The sequence below is a fragment of the Solirubrobacter pauli genome (assembly GCF_003633755.1).
Lineage (GTDB): Bacteria > Actinomycetota > Thermoleophilia > Solirubrobacterales > Solirubrobacteraceae > Solirubrobacter > Solirubrobacter pauli.
Window position 1 is genome coordinate 1,178,333 of record NZ_RBIL01000002.1, and the last position, 23,971, is coordinate 1,202,303.

General features: G+C 73.0%; 15 protein-coding genes and 1 pseudogene. 10 read left to right on the forward strand and 6 right to left on the reverse strand.

The annotated features are described in order from the left end of the window. Window positions 1–92 precede the first annotated feature (92 nt). The 4 genes and pseudogenes from C8N24_RS25275 to C8N24_RS25285 form a co-directional block, all read left to right on the forward strand. Window positions 93–1,354: pseudogene (locus tag C8N24_RS25275) on the forward strand (Nramp family divalent metal transporter); the annotation flags it as partial. 18 nt (window positions 1,355–1,372) lie between these two features. Further along, window positions 1,373–1,531, forward strand: coding sequence for a hypothetical protein (locus C8N24_RS35140; RefSeq protein WP_245971967.1), 159 nt, complete (start codon window positions 1,373–1,375; stop codon window positions 1,529–1,531). An 18-nt stretch (window positions 1,532–1,549) separates the two neighbouring features. Next, a complete protein-coding gene (locus C8N24_RS25280) occupies window positions 1,550–2,188 on the forward strand; it encodes a trimeric intracellular cation channel family protein (protein ID WP_211340143.1) in 639 nt (212 codons plus the stop codon). Window positions 2,189–2,232: 44 nt separating this feature from the next. Then, window positions 2,233–3,222 carry an extracellular catalytic domain type 1 short-chain-length polyhydroxyalkanoate depolymerase gene (locus C8N24_RS25285; RefSeq protein ID WP_211340144.1) on the forward strand — a complete coding sequence of 330 codons (990 nt, stop codon included), beginning with the start codon at window positions 2,233–2,235 and terminating at the stop codon, window positions 3,220–3,222. Here C8N24_RS25285 and C8N24_RS25290 read toward each other — a convergent pair. The 5 genes from C8N24_RS25290 to C8N24_RS25310 all read right to left on the reverse strand — a co-directional run bounded on the left by C8N24_RS25290 (window position 3,182) and on the right by C8N24_RS25310 (window position 10,154). Next, window positions 3,182–5,050: a cation:proton antiporter gene (locus C8N24_RS25290; protein ID WP_121255367.1), complete on the reverse strand. Its 1,869-nt coding sequence runs from the start codon at window positions 5,048–5,050 to the stop codon at window positions 3,182–3,184. The genes C8N24_RS25285 and C8N24_RS25290 overlap by 41 nt on opposite strands. 5 nt (window positions 5,051–5,055) lie before the next feature. Next, a complete protein-coding gene (locus tag C8N24_RS25295) occupies window positions 5,056–5,475 on the reverse strand; it encodes a universal stress protein (protein ID WP_121255368.1) in 420 nt (139 codons plus the stop codon). Window positions 5,476–5,594: 119 nt separating this feature from the next. Continuing rightward, window positions 5,595–6,197 carry a class I SAM-dependent methyltransferase gene (locus C8N24_RS25300; protein ID WP_147447981.1) on the reverse strand — a complete coding sequence of 201 codons (603 nt, stop codon included), beginning with the start codon at window positions 6,195–6,197 and terminating at the stop codon, window positions 5,595–5,597. Window positions 6,198–6,269: 72 nt separating this feature from the next. Next, complete coding sequence (locus C8N24_RS25305) at window positions 6,270–9,194, reverse strand: M64 family metallopeptidase (RefSeq protein ID WP_121255372.1); 2,925 nt, start codon at window positions 9,192–9,194, stop codon at window positions 6,270–6,272. A gap of 123 nt (window positions 9,195–9,317) precedes the next feature. Continuing rightward, a complete protein-coding gene (locus tag C8N24_RS25310; RefSeq protein ID WP_121255374.1) occupies window positions 9,318–10,154 on the reverse strand; it encodes an undecaprenyl-diphosphate phosphatase in 837 nt (278 codons plus the stop codon). Window positions 10,155–10,277: 123 nt separating this feature from the next. Here C8N24_RS25310 and C8N24_RS25315 point away from each other — a divergent pair, with 123 nt between their 5' ends. The 4 genes from C8N24_RS25315 (at window position 10,278) to C8N24_RS25330 (ending at window position 19,399) form a co-directional block, all read left to right on the forward strand. Then, entirely contained in the window at window positions 10,278–17,066 is a 6,789-nt protein-coding gene (locus C8N24_RS25315; RefSeq protein WP_147447982.1) for a S8 family serine peptidase, read from the forward strand. Between the two features lie 68 nt (window positions 17,067–17,134). Next, window positions 17,135–17,785, forward strand: coding sequence for a class I SAM-dependent methyltransferase (locus C8N24_RS25320; protein ID WP_245971968.1), 651 nt, complete (start codon window positions 17,135–17,137; stop codon window positions 17,783–17,785). 64 nt (window positions 17,786–17,849) lie between these two features. After that, entirely contained in the window at window positions 17,850–18,161 is a 312-nt protein-coding gene (locus C8N24_RS25325) for an STAS domain-containing protein (RefSeq protein WP_170179404.1), read from the forward strand. Window positions 18,162–18,235: 74 nt separating this feature from the next. Further along, complete coding sequence (locus C8N24_RS25330; RefSeq protein WP_121255380.1) at window positions 18,236–19,399, forward strand: FAD-dependent oxidoreductase; 1,164 nt, start codon at window positions 18,236–18,238, stop codon at window positions 19,397–19,399. 928 nt (window positions 19,400–20,327) lie between these two features. Here the strand turns inward: C8N24_RS25330 and ilvD are convergent. Then, window positions 20,328–22,199, reverse strand: coding sequence for a dihydroxy-acid dehydratase (gene ilvD / locus C8N24_RS25335; RefSeq protein ID WP_121255382.1), 1,872 nt, complete (start codon window positions 22,197–22,199; stop codon window positions 20,328–20,330). Between the two features lie 18 nt (window positions 22,200–22,217). Here ilvD and C8N24_RS25340 point away from each other — a divergent pair, with 18 nt between their 5' ends. Further along, window positions 22,218–22,763, forward strand: a complete 546-nt coding sequence (locus tag C8N24_RS25340) for a TetR/AcrR family transcriptional regulator (RefSeq protein WP_121255384.1) — start codon at window positions 22,218–22,220, stop codon at window positions 22,761–22,763. Between the two features lie 20 nt (window positions 22,764–22,783). Continuing rightward, the gene (locus tag C8N24_RS25345; RefSeq protein WP_121255386.1) at window positions 22,784–23,785 is read left to right on the forward strand and encodes a universal stress protein; all 1,002 of its coding nucleotides are present in this window, start codon (window positions 22,784–22,786) and stop codon (window positions 23,783–23,785) included. The last annotated feature ends 186 nt before the right edge of the window (window positions 23,786–23,971 follow it).

Below are 23,971 nucleotides of genomic sequence, written 5' to 3' on the forward strand. Positions count from 1 at the left end.
TCAAAGCGAACGTGGGATGAGCGAGAAACGGCCGACCGGGCGGTGCTCCGAAGTGTGGTTTTCGACCACCTGTCCAGAGGGGAGGACGGGGTATGACCGCCGGAGCCCCGCCACAGGACTTCACGCCGACGCTGCCGAGCAAGCACCTTCCGGAGGTGGAGGTGCGGGAGCTGCCGGAGCCGCCACGATCGATCTGGAAGATCATCGGCCCGGGCGTCGTCGGCGCGGGCGTGGGCCTCGCGTCGGGCGAGTTCATCCTGTGGCCGTACATCTCCTCGCAGGTCGGGCTGGTGTTCCTGTGGGCCGCGTTCGTCGGCGTCCTCATCCAGTTCTTCCTGAACATGGAGATCGAGCGCTACACGCTCGCGACGGGCGAGACCGCGCTGACGGGCTTCAGCCGCTACTGGAAGCACTGGGGCCTGTTCTTCGCGGTCCTCATCTACTTCGCGAACCTGTGGCCCGGCTGGGCGACGAGCTCGGCGACGCTGATGACGTACCTGTTCGGCGGCGGCGACCCGGTGGTGATCGCGATCGCGATCCTGCTGCTGGTGGGCGCGGCCCTCACGCTCGCGCCGGTCGTCTACGACGCGCTCGAGCGCGTGATCTTCCTCAAGGTCGCGGTCATCGTGATCTTCTTCGTCGTGGCCGCGATCACCGTGATCAGCGGCGAGGCGGTCGGCGAGCTGCCCGAGGTGGTCACGAGCTTCGGCCAGTTCCCCGGCTCGATCGACTTCGCGGTGCTGCTCGGCGCGCTCGCCTTCGCCGGCGCGGGCGGCGGCCAGAACCTGTGCCAGAGCAACTGGATCCGCGACAAGCGCTACGGCATGGGCCGGTACGTGCCGCGGCTCGTGAGCCCGATCACCGGCGAGGAGGAGGCCGAGGCCGGCACCGGCTACGCGTTCGCGCCGACCGAGCAGAACATGACCCGCTGGCGCGCCTGGTGGAAGTTCGCCAACCTCGAGCAGCTGTGCACGTTCGTGGCGATCACGATCATCACGATCACGGCCACCTCGCTGCTCGCCTACTCGACCGTGTTCGGCCAGGACGGCCTGACCGACGACATCAGCTTCCTCCAGGTCGAGGGTGACCGCCTGAGCGACCTCGCCGGCGGCTGGATGGGTCCGCTGTTCTGGGGCATCGGCGCGTTCTCGCTGCTGGCGGCGTCGATGGGCATCGTCGACTACACGAGCCGCGTCGCCGCCGACATCCTCAAGGTCAACTACTTCCGCGAGGCCAGATCAGCGAGAGCAAGCTCTACTTCCGCCTCGTCTGGGGCCTGGTCATCCTCGGCTGCGCGATCCTGCTGATCGGCCTCGACCAGCCGCTGATCCTGCTCGTCATCTCGGCCTGCGTCGGCGGGGTGATGATGTTCGTGTACTCGATCCTGCTGCTGATCATGAACCGCCGCTCGCTGCCCGAGCCGATCCGCGTGCGCGGCTACCGGATCGGCGTGCTCGTCTTCTCGGCGGCCTTCTTCGGCGTGCTCTCGATCATCACGCTGATCGACGAGGGCGGCCAGCTGTTCGAGTGACCGCCTAGGGTCTGGGCCGTGATCTCCGGCCTCGACCCGACCCTGCTGCTGTGGCTGAACCTCGTCGGCGTCTTCGTGTTCGGCCTCAGCGGCGGGCTCGCCGCGGTCCAGGCGCGGCTCGACGTCTTCGGCGTGATCGTCTTGTCGGCCGTCGTCGCCTTCACCGGCGGCATCGTCCGCGACCTGCTGATCGGCGTGCCGCCCGAGACCTTCCGCGACTGGCGCTACCTGGCGGCCGCCGGTGCCGCGGGCGTGGTGTGCTTCTTCGCCGCGCCGTCCATCGACCGGCGCCAGCGCGGCGTCCAGCTCTTCGACGCGATCGGCCTCGGCCTGTTCTGCGTGAGCGGCGCGAGCAAGGCGCTGGACTTCGGCCTCGGGCCGGTCCAGGCCGTGCTCCTCGGCGCGATCACCGGCATCGGTGGCGGCATGCTCCGCGACGTCCTGCTGCGCGAGGTCCCGACCGTGCTGCGCCAGGACCTCTACGCGATCCCGGCGCTGGTCGGCGGGGCGGTCGCCGTGATCGCGCGCGAGGCGGGCAGCTACAGCGTGTGGTTCCCGCTGCTGGGCGCGGCGGTGTGCTTCGCCGTGCGGATGGCGGGTGTGCACTACAAGATCGAGGCGCCGCGCGAGCCGCCGCGCCGGCGTTCCTCCGACTAGGCGCCGGGTAGGAGCCTCGTAGTCGAACGAAGGAGAGGCGTCCGATGCGCGCTCGTTGGATCGCGGCCGCGGCCTGTGCCACGGCGACCATGGCGGCGGCCGCACCCGCGGCGGAGGCGAAGCACGACCGGTGTCCGCGCGGGGCGGGGGACACGACCGTGGACGTGCGGTACGGCGGCACGAGCTACCCGGTGCTCGTGTACGTGCCGGACGGGGCGCGCCGGAACGCGCCCGTCGTGTTGAACCTGCACGGCAGCTCGGCCAACGGGCCGGTGCAGATGGCGGTCAGCGGCCTGCGCGAGGTCGCCGACGACGAGGGGTTCCTGGTCGCGGCGCCGAGCGCGGCGATCCCCCTGGCGCCCGCGAACCCGCCCGACCCGAACGGGAGCTGGGCGTGGAACGTGCCCGGGGTGCCGACCACCGCGGGCGAGCTGCCCCCGCCGACCGCGCGCGACGACGTCGCGTTCCTCAGCCGCGTGATCGACACGGTGGTGCAGCGGCTGTGCGGCGACGCGCGACGCGTGTACGCGACCGGCCACTCGGGCGGCGGGCGGATGACGTCCGCGCTGGGCTGCCGGATCGCGGACAAGCTCGCCGCGATCGCCCCGAACGCCGGCCTGCGGGCCGGGCGGCCGGACCCGGACGATCCGACCGTGCCGGAGGTCGAGGACTGCGAGCCGAGCCGGCCGCTGCCCGTGCTGACGTTCCACGGGCAGCAGGACACGACGAACCCGTTCACGGGCAACGGCGATCTGCGCTGGGGCTACACGGTGCCGCTCGCGCTGCAGACGTGGGCGCGGCTGGACGGGTGCCGGCGCGGCCCGAGCGCCACGCCGGTCACCACGAACGTGACCCGGCTCGCCTACGCGCAGTGCCGCGACGGCGTGTCGGTCGAGCTGTACCGGGTGGCCAACGGCGGGCACACGTGGCCCGGGTCCGACGGCCCGCCGCACGGCGGCGGGCTCGTCACCCAGGAGATCGAGGCGTCGCGGATCATGTGGGACTTCTTCGACCGCTATCGCCTGCGCCGTTGAGGGCGGGCGCGGCGTCGAAGATGTCGATCGCGAGCGCGCCGACGATCGTCTGCAGCCACGCCCGCTCGTCCGGGTCGTCGCTGCCGACGCGGCGGCGGGCGTAGGCGGTGACGTCGTCGCGGGAGCCGGCGATCAGCGTCGGCCCCGTGACGGCGTAGCGCCCGTCCTCGAGCGCCACGAGCGCGCCGGGACGGTCGCGCCGGTCGCGCAGCTTGGCGACGACCGCTTGGCCGAGGATCTCCTCGGGGTGCTCGAAGTCACCGGTCACGGCGTCCTCGTCACACGGGCGCACGGTGAAGATCGGGGCGCCGCCACGGAGCTTGCGGCGCGGCCGCGGCGGGGCGTGCATCGGCCCGTGCTGCCAGCGGTCCTGGAGCGCCTCGACCTCACGGGCCACCTCGCGCCGCACGAGGATGTGCAGCCGGTCGCCCGACTTGATGCGCGTGGAGCCGCGCGGCGCGACCACCTCGTCGCCGCGGACGATCGCGGTGACGAGCGCGTCGCGGGGGAGGTCGAGCTCGCGGACGAACGCCCCCACGACCGCGTAGTGCGGCTTGACGGGGTACTCGACGGTGTCCGCGCCGAGCCGGCGGATCGCGCCCACCTCGATGATCGAGATCGACTCCTCGGCCTCCGGCATGCGGTCGCGCTCGTCGGAGTCGGGCGCGAACCAGCGGCGCGGCAGCCAGCTCGCCAGCACGTGCGAGCGGGCGGACGCGAGCGGCGAGATGATCGAGAGCGCGAGCACGAACAGCGCGGCGAACGCGGCCACTTTGCTGTTGAGCCCGGCCGCGATCGCCAGCGAGGCGAGGATCAGCTCGAACTCGCCGCGGCTGACGAGCATCAGCGCCGTGTTGGACGCCGCGAGCCGCCCGTAGCCGTAGATGCGGGCCGCGACGATGCCCGCGACGATGTTCATCACCAGCGTCAGCGCCACGGCGGCGGCGACGGCGCCGGCGATCTCGCCCAGCGCGCTCGGCGCGATCGTCGTGCCGAACCAGAAGAAGAAGATCGCCGCGAAGACGTCCCGGATCGGGACCAGCAGCTTCTCGACCCGGTGGCCGAGCCCCGTGCCGGCGACGACCATGCCGGCGAGCAGCGCGCCGACCGCGTCCGACGCCCCGGCGAAGTGCGCGAACCCGGCGACGAACACGCCGAAGCCCATCGCGATGATCACCGACAGCTCGGCGTCGCCGGCGGCGAAGAACGGGCGCACCAGCCGTCCGCCCCAGCGCGCCAGCGAGAACAGGCCGATCAGGAACGAGAACGCGATCAGGATCGAGACGACGATCTCGCCCGCGCCCTCCTGGCCGCCGAGGATCGGCTGCAGCAGCGCGAGGTAGAACGCCAGGAACACGTCCTCGACGACGATGATCCCGAGGATCATCCCCGACTCCGGGCGCTTGATCCGGCGCAGGTCGACCATCAGCTTCGTGACGATCGCCGTCGACGAGGTACCGATCATGCCCGCCAGGACGAAGATCTCGCGCGTGCCCCAGCCGACCGCCCAGCCGAAGATCAGGCCGACGCCGAACAGCAGGCCGATGTAGGACCCGCCCGCCCAGAGCAGCTTGCGGCCGCCTTGCAGCAGCTGGTCGACCGAGAACTCGATGCCGAGGTGGAACAGCAGCAGGACGAGCCCGAGCGTGGCCAGCAGCTCGAGCTCGTGCGGGTCTTCGAGCAGCACGATGCCGGGCGTCTCGGGCCCGAAGATGATGCCCGCGACGATGAAGAACGGGATGGTCGGCAGGCCGATGCGCCGACCGAACCGGGCGAACAGCCCGGCGACGATCAACGCTCCGCCGAGGACGGCGAGCTCGTTGTCCATGCGCGTCAGCCGCTCGGTGCGATCAGCACCGGCGCCGGAGCAGTCCGGATCAGCGCGCGGTCGAACGCCGGACGCGTGATCGGCTCAGCGGCGGGATCGGCGGCCGGCCCGACCACCAGCACGGGGCACGACACGCGCTTGGCGACGTAGCGCGCGACGCTGCTCCAGCGCTTGGCGCGCGTGCCGAGCACGACGAGGCTCGCGTTGCGCGCCTCCGCGGCCTGCACCAGGCGCACGCCGGTCGGCCCGTGCTCGACGATCCGCTCCGTCTCGCCGTCGGCGGTGAACGCCGGGATCTCCGAATCCAGAAGGCTGTTCGCCACGTGCACCATCAGCACGTCGCCGCCCGTCGCCTTCGCCGCATCGAGCACCGTGTGACCCGCTTCGCTGCGGTCCACGGCGCACAGAACCAGTCCGCTCGTCATGCGGTCCCATGCTCACGGCTGAGTCACCCACGAACCATGGGGAATGGCTCCCAACTTAAAGGCCCTGGGCCTTTAAGTGAGGCGCGCCAAAGTTAAACGTCCAGGACGTTTATCCACCTTTATCCACGACGGCGGGCTCGCAGGACGTCGTCGTGGGTCCAGGGGGACCCGGGCGGCGTGGGGCGGACGCGCGGGCGCTGCTCGTGCACGAGGATCTCCCAGTCGGCGCCGAGCGCGGGCGCGACCGTGTCCGGCAGCAGGTAGTCGGCCGGGTCGAAGCCGCGGGAGCGGGCGAACTCCGGGTTCGGCGGCCCGTGGCCGACCACGAGCAGCGTCCCGTCGACCGCCACGAGTCCGAGCAGGGCCGCGAGCTCCGGCTCGCCGGGCGAGCGCTTGATCGCCGGGTAGTGCGCGGCGACGAGGTCGAACGTCCCCGAGGCCTGGGTGACGCCCGCGGCGACCCACTCGACCTGCACGCCCGCGGAACGGGCCGCCTCGGCGGCACGGCCCAGGGCGACCGTGGACACGTCCAGGCCGGTGACCGTCCAGCCCTGCTGGGCGAGCCAGATCGCGTCGGCGCCCTCACCGCAGCCCACGTCCAGCGCGCGGCCCGGCCGCAGCCCGGCGACCTCGACCGGCAACGGCCCGTTGACGTTCCCGCTGAAGAGCCCACCCTCGTGGCTCGCGTAACGGCCTTCCCACTCGGCGACGTCGTCGTGCATGACGGTCACCGTGGCACCGGCCCACCCCGACGGCAAGTCTCCTTGCCGTCGGGGCAAACGGGCCTCGTGGAGCTAGGGCTGCGTCGTCGACAGCGTGAACGTGACCGTCTTGCTGTACGACCCGGTGCGGAGCGGGTCGTTGGCCTTGATCAGCTGCTTGAACGTGATGCCGACCTGCTCGTTGGAGGTCGGACCGGTCCAGCTGGACTTCGTGAGCTCGATCCGCAGCGGCTCGGCGAGCGTGAACGCGCCGTTGGCCAGCTTGCCGGGCTCGCTGTGCGTCAGCGTCGCGTCACCCGCCGTCGAGATCACGGTCGCCTGGGCGGTCGACGTGTACTCGCGCTCGGCGCCCGGGACGAACGACCCGAGCGACGGGATCGTGCCGATCGACAGCGAGAGCGTCGCCGGGACGCTGCCCGAAGGGGTGCTCTCGCCACCGACCGAGGAGGCCAGCGCGCAGCCGCTGTAGCTGCTGCCGAGCCGGTTCGCGGCGCCGAAGTCCTTCACGTCGGCGCTGTTGCCGGCGCACACCAGCGCGCCCTTGACCGTGCTGCCGGCCAGGATCGGGCCGTATGCGCCCGCGAGGCGGGAGTAGCGCTCGTTGGCCGTGACCTGGGTGTTGCCGGTCAGCGTCAGGCCGCCGTTGAACGTCGAGCCGGCGATCGTGACGTCCTTGGTCGAGCCCTCGACCTTGGCCGCGCCGTTGACCGTCGAGCCGAGGACCTGGACGGCCTCGGCGCCGGTCGCGCTGAGCGAGCCGACCGTGCTGTTCTTCACCAGCACGGACGCGCCCGCGGCGACCGTGACGGCGCCGCTGACGGTCGCGCCGTCGACGCACGTCACGCCCGTCGTCGCGTTGACCGACGCCTGCGTGCCCGTGACGGTCGTGCCGCAGGTCAGCGCGGCGCCCGGGAGCGCCGTCGCCGTGTACTCCTCGGGAACGGAGTAGTTGCCGGCCGGGTCGATCGCGCGGTGCTCGACCTTGTGGGTGCCGAAGCCAGGGATGAACCCGCCGCCCGGGTGGCTGTCGGGCAGATCCTGCTCGAACCCGGCCTTGGAGATGCCGCCCGTGCCGAGGTTGCCGTAGGTCAGCGCCTTGACGACCTGACCGGAGTGGCGGAACTCGTACGGGGACTCGGGCATCGGCTTCTCCGGGAAGCCGAAGTAGACGAACCAGCCGTCCTTGTTGAGGCGGAACTGGCCGACCACGGCCGGTGTGCCTTCGTAGCCCGTGGTGTCGTCCTTCGGGTCCAGCCACATGTCCCAGCCGTTGAAGTAGATCCCGTGCGCGTCCGTGGTGGACTTCGCCGCCGGATCGGACAGACGGCGGTGCGCGGTCGGATCGACGTTGTCGACCCTCCACTCGACCGAGTCCGACAGCGCGCCGTCGCTGACCTTGGCCACCAGCGTGTGCGTGCCCTCCGGCAGGTTGAGCGTGCCGAGGTCCAGCGTGCGGCCGTTGGTCGGGTTCGGGATCGCGGTCCCGTTCAGCGTCCAGGTGACGGGGAGCACGCGGTCGTTCGGGTGGTTGGTGTTCACGTACACGATCTCGTCACCCGCGAGCGGGCGGACGTTCGCGGTGTGCGCGGTGATGTCCGCCTCGGCGGGGGAGGCCGTGACCGTGCCCTCGCCGACGGTGAACGTGCGTGACTGCACGAAGCGCGAGCCGTTGAAGCCCGAGTCCGTCGCGCTGTTGTTCGTGGACGGGTTGCGCACCCAGTCGATGCCGTCCGGCCCGACCGGGTCGCGGACCTCGGCGTACACGGTGGTGCCCGGCGCCAGGTTCAGCGGCTCCAGGTCGAGGTTGCGGCCGGTGCCGAGGATCGCCCCGGTCGGGCCGCCGTTGCGCCAGGTGACGGTGACGGCATGGAAGCGCGGGTTGCCCGGCTCCACCCACAGCACCTGGTCCTTGGCGACCGTGCCGGCCGTGGTGTTCTGCACGCTCATCTGGCCTGAGTTGCGCATGCCCGTGACGCGGGCGACCATGTGCTCGAGGCCGACCTGGTCGAAGTCGAAGCCGATCCAGCGCATCATCGAGTGCGAGGACGGGCGCTTCTGGCCGCACGGGTACGTGCCGCCGCCCTCATAGGCACCGATCTTCCCGCCGGAGAGGCTCTCCTCGCCGATCCAGCGCCACCACTTCGTCTGGCGCGTCAGCATCTCGGCCGCGGTGAGGATCGTGTGGTGGAACGAGCTCGGCTCGTTGCCCGTGTAGCAGGGGCGGATCACGTCTCGCGAGGAGTACGGGTACTCGTCGGCGAGCGTGCCGAGCGAGTGCCCGATCTCGTGCAGGGAGATCAGCGGCCCCTGCGGCGAGCCACCCGAGGTCGTCGCCTGCGTGCCGCCGATGCCGCCGTAGGTGAAGGTGTTGAAGATCGCCAGCGTCTGGATGTTCTGCGACGTGCGCGGGATGCCCAGCACGGGCGCGACGTACGTGTCCAGGATCCGGTTGTGGGCCTGGTTGCCGGTCTCGCACGGGTTCACGCCGGCCGGGTAGTAAGCGGCGTCGTTGGCGCAGTTGAGCGGCGCGCCGCCGTAGACGGTGCCACGCGACAGCGGGTCGGCACAACCGTTCTGGTAGATCATCCGCAGCGCGGTGCGCTTGCCGTCGATCGGGCCCTCGCGGACGCCGGTGTCACGGACCGTGCCGTCGGCGGCGCGGACGCGGCCGTCGGGGTCACAGCGGACGCCGTAGTCGATCGACGCGAGCTCGACCGCGTAGATGTTGATGTAGTTGCGGTAGGTCCGGAACGGCTCCGTGGCCCACATGACCGCCAGGTTGCGATCGAGGTCGCGACGGAACAGCTCCTGCTGGTCCTTCTGGTAGCCGTCGCCCATGATCACGAAGTTCAGGCGCTGGGCGGGCGGCCCGGTCACCTGGATCGGTACGACCTTCGGATCCGGCAACGGCGCCGGTGGATCCTGCGCCTGCGCCGCGCTCACGAAGGCGCACAGCATCAAGATGGCCGCGACCGCGGCCTTTACGCACCTGCTCATCAACTTCCCCTCTTCCCTCGGTGAACCCGTTCATCTGACGCTAACCGCGCTCACCGCGGGCTCGCATCGGACAAACGCCGGAATCCGGCCCGTACGGCGTCGGACAGGGGGAGGATTGGCCGTTCAGGTGGCGGCGACGGCGCCGGTCGCGAGCAGGATCAGCACGAGGCTGCCGAGCGCGACGCGGTACACGATGAACACCGTGTAGGTGTGATGGGCGATGAAGCGCAGCAGCCACGCGACCGCGGCGTAGGCGACGACGAAGCTGGTGAAGGTGGCGACGAGCGTGGCGGTCCAGCCGACCCCGTCGGCGATCTCGTCGAACTTGGTCACGGCCTGGAGGAGCGTCGCGCCGGTGAGCGCCGGGATCGACAGGAAGAAGGCCATCTTCGTGGCGGTCACGCGGTCCAGCCCGCGCAGCAGGCCGGCGGACATCGTCGCGCCCGAGCGCGAGATCCCGGGGATCACCGCGAGGCACTGGGCGACGCCGATGATCAGCGTGTCGCGCCAGGTGACCTGCTCCTCGGAGCGCGTCTGCGTGGCGGTGCGGTCGGCGAACAGCATCACGAAGCTGAAGCCGATCAACGCGCAGCCCACGAACCACAGGTTGCGCAGCGTCGTCTCGATCGCGTCCTGGAACAGCAGGCCGACGATGCCGATCGGGATCGTGCCGAGGATCAGCGCCCAGGCGAACTTGTAGTCGGCGTCCCCGCGCTCGGCGGGGGAGCGGATCCCGCGGAACCAGGCGGTCAGGAACCGCCACAGGTCGCGGCGGAAGAACAGCAGCGTGGCCAGCACGGCGCCGCTCTGGATGATCGCCGTGAAGGCGGTGATGTCAGGGTCGTCGATCTGGTAGCCGAGGAGCTTCTCGAGCACGGTCAGGTGGCCGGTGCTGGAGATCGGCAGGAACTCGGTCAGGCCTTCGACGGCGCCGAGCAGGATGGCTTCGAGCACGTTCATCGGGCGGGCCGATCCTAGAAGGCGCTCTCGGACACCCGCTGAGAGGCGCTCATCTGGATCCGTCCCTCACGCCCAACGGTCGATGACCAGGGGGTGACGATCGGACGGAGTCGATTCCTTGTGGTGCTCGCGACCTGCGTCGCGGCGTGCGTGCCCACGGCCACGGCCGACGCGGCCGTTGACCCCCAGCAGCTCGAGGCGCTCGACCGCCAGGGCGCGACGGAGATCGTCGTCCGGCGCGAGCCGGGCCTGACCGCGGCCGAGCGCGCGGACGTCCGCGCGGACGCGGACGTCGAGCTCGAGCGGCGCAGCCCGATCGTCGACACCGAGCTCGTGACCGCCGAGCCGGGTGGCCTCGCGGAGGCCGTCGCCGCGCTCAACCGCGACCCCGACGTCGTCTACGCCGAGCCCGTGACCGTGATGACGGCGCAGACCGCCGACTCCTACTACGGCTCGCTGTGGGGCCTGGAGAACACCGGCCAGCGCATGTACGTCCCCAACGGCGGCGGCGCGTACTACCCGTCCGGCACGATCGACGCCGACATGGACGTGCCCGAGGCCTGGGCCTCGGCCACCGGCACCGGCGTCACGGTCGGCATCGTCGACACCGGCGTGCTCACGACGCACCCGGACCTCGCGAGCCAGGTCATCACCAACACGGCCGACCCGGTCAACGGCGTCGACGACGACGGCAACGGCTACGTCGACGACTGGCAGGGCTGGGACTTCGTCACCGAGAACGCCGGGATGGGCGTGAGCGAGGGCGACGCCACCCCGGGCCCCGACAACCTGCCGCAGGACAACCACGGCCACGGCACGCACGTCGCCGGCACGGTCGCCGCGCAGGCCAACAACAACGAGGGCATCACCGGCGTCGCCTACGGCGCGAAGATCATGCCGCTGCGCGCCCTCGGCGCGTCCGGCCGCGGCTCCAGCCTCGCGATCGCCGAGGCCTTCGACTACGCCGGCAAGATGGGCGTGCGGATCGTCAACGCGAGCCTCGGCGGCCCGGGCCTGGACCAGACGCAGCTCGCGGCCGTCCAGGCGCACCCGAACACGCTCTACGTGATCGCGGCGGGCAACGACAACGTCAACAACGACGCGACGCCGTACGGCCCGTGCGCGCTGCCGGCGGCGAACATCCTCTGCGTCGGCGCGTCCGACGAGAACGACCGCAAGGCGTCCTTCTCCAACTACGGCGCGCAGAGCGTCGACGTCTTCGCGCCCGGCACCGCGATCCTCTCGACGCACATCTCCTCGCCGTACGCGTACCTGCAGGGCACGTCGATGGCCAGCCCGAACACGGCCGGCGTGGCCGCGCTCGTGCTGTCGGCGCGGCCGGGGATGACCGCGCTGGACATCAAGAACGCGATCATGGCGTCGGTCGACGCGAAGGCGGACCTGACCGGCCGCGCGGTCACCGGCGGCCGGGTGAACGCCGAGCGCGCGCTCGCCGGCACGCTCGGGGGCGCGCCGACCAACAGCTCGCCGCCGGTCATCTCCGGCACCCCGCGCCAGGGCGCGACGCTGACGGCGTCCACGGGCTACTGGGACCCGGCGGGCACCAGCTACGGCTACGTCTGGCAGCGCTCGACCGACTCCGGTGCGAGCTGGACGTCGATCCCGGGCGCCACCACCTCGACCTACATCCCGGGGCAGTCGGACATCGGCGCGACGTTGCGCGTGACCGTTGTGGCGACGAACCCGTTCGGCGTCGCGAGCGCGACGTCGGCGTCCGTCGGCCCGGTCACCTCCGGTGTGCCGGTCAACATCGTGCAACCGACGATCACCGGCGTCCTCCGCCGCGGCCAGACGCTGTCCACCAGCGCGGGCTGGAGCCCGGGCGGCACGACCTACGCCTACCAGTGGCAGCGCTCCACCGACGGCGTGACCTGGACCCCGATCGGCACGAGCAACGCCAGCTTCACGCTCACGACGGCCGAGCGCAACACGCGGATCCGCGTGACCATCACCGCCATCAACCCGTACGGGCAGGCGTCGGCGACGAGCGACCCGACCGCGGTCGTGATCGCCGACCCGCCGGTCAACACCGCCGCGCCGACGCTCTCCGGAACGACCCGCCGCACGTTCGAGCTGACCGCCGCCGTCGGCGCCTGGGACGGCTCGAGCAACGACTACACGTACGAGTGGCAGCGCGAGGACGCCGGCGGAAGCTCGTGGTCGGCGATCCCGGGCGCGACGACGGCCACGTACCGGCTCGCCAAGGACGACGAAGGCGTGCGCGTGCGCGTGCTCGTCACCGGCACCAACCCGGACGGCACCGCCTCGGTGGCCAGCGACCCGACCGCGCTGCCGGTCTCCCCGTTCCCGCCCGCCAACGTGACGCCGCCGCAGCTGAGCGGCACGCCGCAGCGCGGGAAGACGCTGAGCGCGACGCGCGGCTCCTGGACCGGGCCGGACAACGTCTACAGCCACCAGTGGCAGCGCGACTTCGGCGAGGGCTACGTGGACATCGCCGGCGCGACCGGCGCCTCCTACACGCTCGTCGCCGCGGACGTCGACGCGCTCGTGCGCGTGGTCGTGACGGCCACCAACCCGGACGGGACGATCGTGGAGGCGAGCGCGGCCACGCCGCCGGTGCTGGCCTCGGGCCCGCTCAACCAGGCGTTGCCGACGATCAGCGGGACGGCGCAGCGCGGGCTCACGCTCAGCGGCCTGCCGGGCACGTGGAGCGGGTCCAACAACGCGTACGCGTACCAGTGGCAGTGGTCGGCCGACGGCACGACGTGGGCGGACATCGCCGGTGCGCGGGCGAGCGCCTACCAGCTGTCCCCGACCGAGATCGGCCGCTTCGTGCGCCTGCAGGTGATCGTCACCAACCCGGACGGCACCGGCCGGGCCGAGAGCGCCGCGAGCGTCCGCGTGCTCGCCTCGCCGGCGGCCAACACCGTGGCGCCGGCGATCAGCGGCACCGTCCAGCGCGCCTCCGCGCTGACGGCCTCGCGCGGCACGTGGGCCGGCAACGGCAACACCTACGCCTACCAGTGGCAGCGCGACGGCGTGAACATCTTCGATGCGACCGGCACGGCCTACACGCCGACGGTCGCCGACGTCGGCAAGCAGCTGCGCGTCGTGGTGACGGCGACGAACCCCGAGGGCAGCGTGGCCGCCACCAGCGCCGCGACGATCGCGGTGCCGAGCTCGCCGCCGGTCAACAGCGCGCGGCCGGTCGTCACGGGCTCCGCCACGCGCGGCTCGCAGCTGACGGGCACCAACGGCACCTGGACGGGGATCGGCAACCAGGCGACCTACCAGTGGCAGTCGTCGCTGGACGGCACGACCTGGACGGCGATCGCCAACGCCACGTCGTCGGCGCGCACGCTGACCGCGAGCGACGTCGGCCGCTTCATCCGCCTGCTGGTGACGATGACCAACCCGGAGGGCACGGTCAGCGTCGCGAGCGTGGCCACCGCGCAGGTGGTCGCCACGCCCCCCACGAACACCGCCCGGCCGACGATCAGCGGGACCGTCCAGCGCGCCCAGACGCTGGTCGGCACGCTCGGCACGTGGACCGGCGCGGACACGGTCTACGACTACCAGTGGCAGCGCTCGACGGACGGCTCGACGTGGACCGCGATCAGCGGCGCGACGCGGCCGTCCTACGACCTCGGGGTCGCGGACGTGGGCGCGACGGTGCGCCTGCTGATCACGGCGTCTAACGCGGACGGCGTCGGCACCGCGACGAGCCTCCCGACGACCACGGTGCCGAGCGCGGCGCCGGTCAACACGGTCCAGCCGTCGGTCTCGGGCACCGCCAAGCGCGGCGCGACGCTGACCGCGAGCTCCGGCACGTGGGCGGGCATCGGCAACACGACGGCGCGCCAGTGGCAGCGGTCGACCGACAACGGCAGCACCTGGCAGGACATCCTCGGCGCGACCGGCACGACCTACGTGCTGGCCGTCGCGGACATCGGCGCGCTGGTCCGCGTGTTCGTGACCACGACCAACCCGGAGGGGAGCGCGACGGCGACGAGCGCCGCGACCGCACAGGTGGTCAGTGACGGCCCGGTGAACATGCTGTCCCCGGCCTTCACGGGCAACGCGCGGCGCGGCTCGGTGCTGACCGCGGTGCCCGGCACCTGGGGCGGCGTCGGCAACGCCTTCGCCTACCAGTGGCAGCGCTCGGGCGACGGCGGCACCACCTGGGCGCCGATCGCGGGCGCCGACCGTGCCGACTACGAGCTGGCCGCCGGTGACGTCGGTGGGATCGTGCGCGTGCTCGTGACCGCGACGAACCCGGACGGGTCCGCCTCGCGGGCGAGTGCGGCGAGCGTGGTCGTGGCGGCCTCGGCGCCGGTGAACACCGTCACGCCGACGGTCACCGGCGCGGCCCTGCGCGCCACGACGCTGACCGCCTCGACCGGCTCCTGGACGGGGACGGGCAACACGTACGCCCTGCAGTGGCAGCGTGACCCGGGCACCGGATTCGTGGACATCGCCGGCGCGACCGGGATGAGCTACGTGCTCGGCGTCGCCGACGTCGGCTCGCGGATCCGCGTGCGGGTCACCGCGTCCAACCCGGACGCGACGGTGGCCGCGTACAGCATCGGCTCGGCCGTCGTGGCCGCCGGCCCGCCGGTCGCCCGCGTGGCGCCGACGATCTCCGGCACCGCGCGCCGCGCCTCCACCTTGACCTCGACCCGCGGCGAGTGGCTCGGGATCGAGAACGAGTACGCCTACCAGTGGCAGCGCCGCGCCTCGGGCGCGCCGCAGTTCACCGACATCGCGGGCGCGACCGGCGTCTCCTACGTGCTCGACGCGGCGGACGTCGGCGCGCAGGTGCGACTCGTGATCACCGCCTCCAACGCGGACGGCAGCGCCGCCGCGGCGACGACGCCGACCGCGTCGGTCACGGCCGCGCCGCCGCAGAACGTGCTGCCGCCGACGGTCACCGGCGCGGCGAAGGTCGGCGCGCAGCTGACGGCGTTCCGCGGCGAGTGGAGCCCGATCGGCCCCGCGGTCGAGTACGCCTGGCAGCGCGACGGCGTCGACATCCCGGGCGCGACGGGCGCGACCTACGTGCTCACCGCCGGCGACGTCGGCGCGGTCGTGCGCGTGAAGGTCACCGCCATCAACGCGGACGGGCGCACGAGCGTGACGTCGGCGGGCACGGCGCGGATCGCCACGCCGCCGGCGAACACGGTCGTCCCGGTCGCGCCGACCGGCACGACCCGCGAGGCGTCCACGCTCACGGCCGTCCCGGGCAGCTGGGACACACCGGGCGCGACCTTCACGTACACCTGGTACCGCTGCGCCCCGGCGGCGACGTCGCTGGCGGACGCCTCCTGCGAGCGCGTCGGCGTCGGCGCGACCTACACGCTGGGCGAGGCGGACGTCGGGCTGCGCGTCGGCGTGCGGGTCGTGGCCTCGAGCGTCGGCGGTGACGCCGTCGCGGACGGCGCGCTGTCCGCCGTGATCGGCGCGCTCGCGCTGACCAACACCGGCGTGCCGACGATCAGCGGCGCCGCGTACACGGGTGAGTTCCTGCTCGGCGACCCGGGGCGCTGGACGTTCCCGTCGCCGCGCTACGCCTACGACTGGCAGCGCTGCGCCGCCGACGGGGTCACCGGCTGCGTGTCGGTCGGTGACGGGCAGTCGCGCTACCGCGCGATCGCCGACGACGCGGGCCACTCGCTCGTGCTCGAGGTGACGGCGCTGTGGAGCGGCCAGAGCGCGACGGCCCGCAGCGCGCCGTTGGCGATCAAGGCCCGGCCGGTGCCGAGCGTGACCGTCGCCCCGGCCGTGAACGGCATCGCCAAGCGCGGCCAGACGCTGACCGCGACGACTGGCACCTGGTCGAACAACCCGACGGGCTACGCGTTCCAGTGGCTGCGTTGCGCGAACGGCGACTGCACGCAGATCCCGGATGCCACCACGGACCGCCACACGCTCACGCCGTCGGACACCGGGTTCGCGATCGCGGTCGAGGTGACCGCGCGCAACCCGTGGGGGACGGCCGTCAGCCGCTCGGCGCCGACCGCCACCGTGGTCCCCGGCCCGCCCGTGAGCTCGAGCCCGCCGGTGATCTCGAGCCCGAGCCCGATCATCCAGCAGGGCGTGACGCTGAGCGTCGGCGGCTACGCCTGGGAGGCGACGCCGGACACCGTCTACAGCCTCTCGTGGGAGCGCTGCGACGCCAACGGCTGCGCGGCGATCCCGGGCGCCACCGGTGATCGCTACCTGCTGGTGGCGGCGGACGTCGGTGCGCGGATCGTGGCCGTGAGCACCGCCTCGAACATCGACGGCACGGTCTCCGCCCGCTCCGCCGAGACCGTCGCGGTGACGCTCGCCGGCCCGCGCTGGAAGACGCTCCCGACGATCGCGGGCGCCTCGGCCCGCGTCGGCGACGACGTGACCATGACGCCCGGCACCTGGAGCGGCCCGCCGGTCGTCACCGACACCACCGAGCTGATGCGCTGCACCAACGTCTGCGTGTCCCGTGGAACGCCTTCGCCGTACACGATCGTCACGGGCGACCTCGGCGCGATCCTGCGCGTGCGCGAGACGGCGACCAACACCGGCGGCACGACGGTCGTGTGGTCGGCCAAGTACGTCGGCCCGGTCGTCTCGGCCTCCGCGGGCTCGCTGACCCTGTCGTCGCGCGAGGCGCCGGTGCGCAACGCCGACGGCTCGACGCTCGCGTTCGCCCGCCTGTCGGGCGGCGCCGTGGCGGCCGCGGCCAAGCCGAAGAAGCCGAGCGGCCCGAAGGTCGCGCTGCGCCGTCCCGGCAAGGTCAAGGGCAAGCTCGTGGCCTGGGCGTGCCCGGTCGCGGTGGGCGAAGGCGCGCCGGCGCCCTGCAGCACCAAGGTGACGCTGAAGAAGAAGGCCACGCTGGCCCTGCCGGCGGGCACGGCGGGCAAGGTGCGCGTGGTGGTCGTCCGCGGCAAGTAGCGCCCGTGCGGCGAGCACGCCCGCCACGAGCGGGCGTGCGCGCCGCCGTGATCGTCATGCTCACTCGCGTGGACCTGCCGCACCCACGCTTCGCGCGCCTCTATCCGCGCGCCGCCGCCCGCGCCGACGCTCGCGGCGCCGCCAGCCACCGCTCGCGGCTCGTCGCCGACCTCAGCGGCCGGGTCGTCGAGATCGGCGCCGGGCATGGGGCGAACTTCGTCCACTATCCGCCGACGGTCACCGAGGTCGTCGCGATCGAGCCCGAGCCGACCCTGCGGGCGCTCGCGACGCAGGCCGCCGCCGCGCACATGCCGGTGCCGATCTCGGTCCGGCCGGGCACGGCCGAGGCGCTGCCCTTCGCCGACCACGAGCTCGACGCCGCGGTCGTCAGCCTCGTGCTGTGCAGCGTGCCCGACCAGGCGCGGGCGCTCGACGAGATCCGGCGCGTCCTCAAGCCGGGAGGCGAGCTGCGGTTCTACGAGCACGTCATCCCGCGGGGCGGGGTCAAGCGGATGCTGCTGCAGGCCGCCGACCGCTCCGGGGCGTGGCCCGCCCTCGCCGGCGGATGCCATCCCGCGCGGGACACCGCCGCCGCGATCGAACGCGCGGGGTTCACGATCGAGGCGTGCGAGCGGATCGACTTCAGCGCGGCCGCGATCGAGCCGACGATCCCGTACCTGCTCGGACGAGCGCGTAGTGGACTCGTCGGTCCGTGGTAGCTTGGCGTCAACTTCGCGGGCTCTGGCGCATCGGAAGCCGGGGTTCGCGGGTAGCTCCCGCGCCGTGCACGAACCGACGATCATCTCGCCGCCCGATGAGCTGGACGTCGCGACCCTGGACGAGTTCCGCGAGTCGCTCGACGCTGCGCTGCGGACGAACGGCACACGGGTCATCGTCGACCTGAGCGAGGTCGGGTTCATCGACTCGACCGCGCTGGCCTCGATCATCCACGCGAACCGCGAGCTGCGCCGTGAGCAGCGGGAGCTCGCGATCGTCGCGCCGCGCGGCACCGCCGCGGCCGTGCTCCTGACGCTGTCCGGCCTGCGGTCGGCGCTCGCGGTGTACGACTCGCGCAGCGCGGCGCTGCGCGACTGACTGCGGCTTTCCCGCAGCCCGGACCCGGGCTTGCCCCGGAGGGCAACCGCGCGTCCCGGACCGATCCTGGACGCATGCCCACCACCGTCCTGATCGCCGGCGGCGGCCCGGCCGCGATCGAAGCCGCGCTCGCCCTCGATCGCCTTGCCGCAGGCCGCGTCGCCATGACGCTGCTCGCGCCCGAAGCCGACTTGACGTACCGGCCGCTGAGCGTGCTGTCGCCGTTCGCGGCTGGTGGGGCGACCACGTACCCGCTCGACAAGATCGCCGCCGACGTCGGCTTCACGCACGTCCGCGGCCGGCTCGCGGCCGTCGATCCCGACGCGCACGTGGTCACCACCGTGGCCGGCGAGCGGCTCGCCTACGACGTGCTGTTGATCGCGTCGGGCGCGCGCCCGGTCGAGCCGTTCCCCGCGGCCACGGCGTTCACCGGCTCGCTGACCGACCAGGAGCGCCTGCACGGGATCGTCCAGGACATCGAGGAGGGCTACCTGCGCAAGATCGCCTTCGTCGTCCCGCCCGGGAGCACGTGGCCGCTGCCGCTGTACGAGCTGGCGCTGATGCTGGCCGAGCGCGCGTTCCAGATGGGCGCGAACGCCGAGATCCACCTCGTCACGCCCGAGCAGGCCCCGCTGGAGATCTTCGGCGAGGACGCGTCGGCCGAGCTGTCCTTCCTGCTCGCCGAGGCGGGGATCATGGTGCACTCGGGCGTCGATGCGGTGATCGAGGCGCCCGGGCGCCTGCGCGCCGGTGACACGACGATCGAGGTCGAGCGGATCGTGTCCGCGCCGCGCCTGGCCGGCCCGAAGCTCGCCGGCCTCCCGCAGGACCCCGACGGCTTCCTCCCCACGGACCCGCTGGCACGCGTGATCGGCGCCCCCGACGTGTACGCCGCCGGCGACGTCACCGACTACCCGGTCAAGCAGGGCGGGATCGCCTGCCAGCAGGCCGACGCCGCGGCGTCGGACATCGCGGCGCGCGCCGGCGCGCCCGTCACCCCCGAGCCGTTCACGCCCGTCCTGCGCGGGATGCTCCTGACCGAGCGCTGGGCGCGCTACATGCGCAGCGGCGAGGTCGCCGGCCGCGCGCTGTGGTGGCCGCCGGCCAAGATCGCCGGCCGCGAGCTCGCCGGCTACCTCGAAGGCCTCGACGCCGCCGCGGGCCGCCCGGCCGGCACCCCCGTCAACGTCGCCCTGGGCACCGGCACCGCCGGCGTCGAGGTCCTGAGCCTGCACTGACGATGCCCGCCGCGCCGCACATCGTCGTCGTCGGAGGCGGCATCGCCGCGGTCGAGTTCATCCTCGCCCTCGACGAGGCGGCGGGCACCCGCGTGCGGACGACGCTCGTGGCGCCGGACGAGGAGCTGCTCGTCCGGCCCACGCTCGTCGCCGCGCCGTCGCAGCACTTCCCACTGCAGACGATCGCGGACGACATCGGCTTCACCTTCGTGCGTGCGGCGCTGGACGCCGTCGAGCCGCGGCGGATCCGCCTGCGCGGCGGCGGGACGCTCGAGTACGACACGCTCGTGCTCGCGCCCGGCGCGCGCCGGCTCCCCGCGTTCGACGACGCCCTGCAGCTGCCGGACGAGCTGCACGTGCTGCATGAGGAGATCGACCGCGGCGCCGTGACCGACGTCGCGTTCGTCGTCCCGACCCTGCGCGGCTGGGTGCTGCCCGCGTATGAGGCGGCGCTGCTGACCGGTCACCGCCACCCGGACCTCGCGATCACGCTGGTCAGCCCCGAGCCGACCCCGCTGGCGATGTTCGGGCTGGAGGCGAGCGTGCAGGTCGCGGCGGCTCTGGACCGCGTCGGCGTGCACCGCACCGCCGAGCTGCCCGAGGGCGCGCGCGTGGTCGCGCTGCCGCTGCTGCGCGGCCCGGAGATCTCCGGCGTGCCGCGCACCGGCCTCTACGGGCTGATCCCGGTCGACGAGCACCTGCGCGTGCGCGGGCTCCAGCGCGTCTACGCGCTCGGCGACGCCACCGACTTCCCGCTCAAGCACGGCGGCATCGCCTGCCAGCAGGCCGACGCCGCCGCGGCGCACATCGCCGCACCGCTCACCGCGGCGCCGTTCACGCCCCGCCTGGAAGCGATCCTGCTCACGGGCGAGGAGCCGATCGTCCTCGGCGGCGCCCCGGCCAAGGTCCCGGGGCGCCTGCTCGCGCCCTACCTCGAGACCGCGGCCGCGCGCTCCTCGATCAGCGACACGTCGCGGATGGCGCCGCGGTCGGCGGACGTCGCCATGGCCGCGTACGCCCGCAGGGCGGGGGACACCACGCGGTCGCGGCCGACCGGCGAGTAGCCGGTCCCCGCCTCCAGCGCTTCGCGGCGCGCGTCGAGCTCGGCGTCGGTCACCGCGAGCGAGATCGTGCGGTTCGGGATGTCGATGTCGATCCGGTCGCCCTCCTCGACGAGGGCGATCGCGCCGCCGGCCGCCGCCTCGGGGGAGACGTGCCCGATCGAGAGCCCGCTCGTCCCGCCGCTGAACCGGCCGTCGGTGATCAGCGCGCAGGCCTTGCCGAGCCCGCGGCCCTTCAGGTAGGACGTCGGGTAGAGCATCTCCTGCATGCCCGGTCCGCCCTTCGGCCCCTCGTAGCGGATGACGATCACGTCGCCCTCGCGCACGCCGCCGCGGAGGATCAGCTCGACCGCCGCGTCCTGGGACTCGACGACCCGCGCGGGGCCGGAGAACGTCAGGATCGACTCGTCGACGCCGGCGGTCTTCACGACGCAGCCGTCGAGCGCGATGTTGCCGTAGAGGATCGCGAGCCCACCGTCCTTGGAGTGCGCGTGCTCGACGTCGCGGATGCACCCGTTCGCGGCGTCGGTGTCCAGCGACTCCCAGCGCTCGGACTGCGAGAACGCCTGCGCGCTGCGCTTGCAGCCCGGCGCGGCGTGGAACAGCTCGATCGCCTCGGCGGTCGCCGTCCCGCCGCGGATGTCCCACTCGGCCAGCCAGCGCTCGAACGTCGAGTGGACCGTGTGGACGTCGGTGTGCAGCAGCCCCGCGCGGTGCAGCTCGCCGAGGATGGCCGGGATGCCGCCGGCGCGGTGGCAGTCCTCCATCAGGTACGTCCCGTTCGGCGCGAGCTTGCTCAGGCACGGCACGCGGCGGGAGATCTCGTCGATGTCCTGCATCGTGAACTCGAGCTCGGCCTCCTGGGCCGCCGCGAGCAGGTGCAGCACGGTGTTGGTCGAGCCACCCATGGCGACGTCGAGCGTCATGGCGTTCTCGAACGCTTCGCGCGTGGCGACGTTGCGCGGGAGCACGGAGGCGTCGTCGCCGTCGTAGTAGCGGTGGGTGATGTCGACGACCGCGCGGCCGGCGGCGCGGTAGAGGTCGGCGCGGGCGGTGTGCGTGGCCAGCACGGAGCCGTTGCCGGGCAGCGCGAGGCCCAGCGCCTCCGTCAGGCAGTTCATCGAGTTGGCGGTGAACATCCCCGAGCACGACCCGCAGGTCGGGCAGGCGGACTCCTCGATGATCGCGATGTCCTCGTCGCTGACCTGGTCGGCGACCGCGTCCGCGATCGCGGTGATGAGGTTCACGCGCGTGCGCACCGTGCCGTCGACGAGGACGGCCGTGCCGCCCTCCATCGGGCCGCCGGACACGAACACCGTCGGGAGGTTCAGGCGCAGCGCCGCGTTGAGCATCCCCGGCGTGATCTTGTCGCAGTTGGAGATGCAGATCAGCGCGTCGGCGCAGTGCGCGTTGACCATGTACTCGACGCTGTCGGCGATCAGGTCGCGCGACGGCAGCGAGTAGAGCATGCCGCCGTGGCCCATCGCGATCCCGTCGTCGACGGCGATCGTGTTGAACTCGCGCGGGATGCCGCCCGCCTCGATGATCGCCTCGGCCACGATCTCGCCGACCGGCTTGAGGTGCGTGTGCCCGGGCACGAACTGCGTGTAGCTGTTGGCTACCGCGATGATCGGCTTGCGTCCGAGGTCGTCCTTCTCGACGCCCGCGGCACGGAGGAGCGCGCGGGCACCGGCCATGTTGCGGCCGTGGGTGACGGTTCGGGATCGAAGCGCGGGCATGCTCGGTAAGGTAGCGGAATGACCATTCCGGCGTGGGCCGAGTTGAGCAGCGACGAGAAGGTGGCGCGCACGCTCGCCGCCGCCGACGCCCTGTTCGCCCGTGACGGCCTCGACGTCGCGATGCCCGTCCTGGCTGCCGCGGTCGGCGCCGGCGTGGGCAGCATCTACCGCCAGGTCGGCGCGAAGGAGGACGTCGTCGCGGCGCTCGTGATCGCTCGTGCGCAGCGGCTGGTGGAGCGGTTCACCGCGGCGCTCGAGGAGGACGACGCCTGGGGCGCGCTCGAGCGCGCGACGTTCGTCACCGCGGAGGAGGGCGCGACGGACTTCCTGTCGCAGTCGGCGTGGGACGACGCGGCGGCCCGCCGGGCGGACGTGGCGGCGGCGCGTGCGGCGGCGACGGACGCGCTGCGCGCCCTGGTCGAGCGGGCGCGGCCGGTGCTGCGCGAGGACGCCTCGCACGAGGACCTGCGGCTCGTCTTCAAGTCCACGCGCGAGGCGGGCGCGCTCGATCCGTCGGGCGCGCGGCGGCTGGCCGAGCTGGTGCTGCGCGGCATGCGGGCGTGACCCCCTTGTAGGTTGAAGGCATGGCCGTCCAGCTCGCCATCGCCTACGACGGGTCGCCCAGCGCGGCCAACGCGGTCCGCGTCACGGGCGCGCTCTTCCCCGCGACTCCCACGACGATCGTCACCGTGCCCGCCCCGCTGCCGCCGGCGGTCCGCGATCCCTCCCGCTGGTTGGTGAACTTCCCGTCCGGCAGCCTCGAGCGCGTCGAGACGCAGCTGGAGGCCGAGCTCGTCGAAGCGGCGGGCGAGATCGCGGCCGAGGGTGTCGCCCAGGCGCAGGCGGGCGGCCTGGAGGCCGAGCCGGTCGTCACGCGGCCGCACGCGCCCCCGTGGGAGGTCCTGCTCGCGGCCGCGCGCCGGGTCGGTGCCGAGGCGCTCGTGTGCGGCGCCCGCGGACGCGGCGAGCTCGCCCGCGCGGTCCTCGGCTCGACCTCGATCAGCCTGCTCCACCACGCGGACCTGCCGTTGATCGTCGTCCCGGACGACGTCGATGTCTCGCCCGGCGGGCTCGCATCGATGGAACCCCTCGCCCAGGGGGCTCCGGCTTTCGCCGCCCCCGGGTACCGGCCCGACGGCCGAATCCTGATCGCCTACGACGGCTCTGCGGCCGCCGACCGCGCGATCGACACCGCCGGCCGGCTGCTGCCCGGCCGGGAAGCCACCATCGTCCACGTGTGGGAGTCCCAGTACCGGCGCAGCCGCGCGGTGTCGGCGATCGCGCGCGGCGAGGTGGGAGAGGTCGTCTCGGCCCTCGACCAGGCGCTGGCCGACGAAGCCGACGAGACGACCGCCGCGGGTGTGCGGCGGGCGCAGGCGGCCGGGCTCGACGCCACGGGCGAGGCCGTCGAGGCGGACCGGGGGGTGTGGCGCACGGTGCGCGCGCTCGCGACCGATCGCGGCGCCTCCCTGATCGTCACCGGCGCCCGCGGGATCGGTGGCGCGCGGTCGGCGCTGCTCGGCTCGGTGTCGTCCGGGCTGGTGCACAACGCCGACACCCCTGTGCTCGTCGTCCACGCACCCTGACGCAAACCTCGGGGTAATGATTGGGGGTGCTCCCTGATGTAAGGGGGCTCCCTGGGGGTCAGTATCCGGGTCATGCTCTCGCTGCCCACCCGGATGGCCCCGCCGCGCCGCCTGCGCACGGCCGGTCATCGTGTCCCGGAGCCCTCCGACGAGGCGCCCCACACGCCCCAAGGAACGGCCAACCGG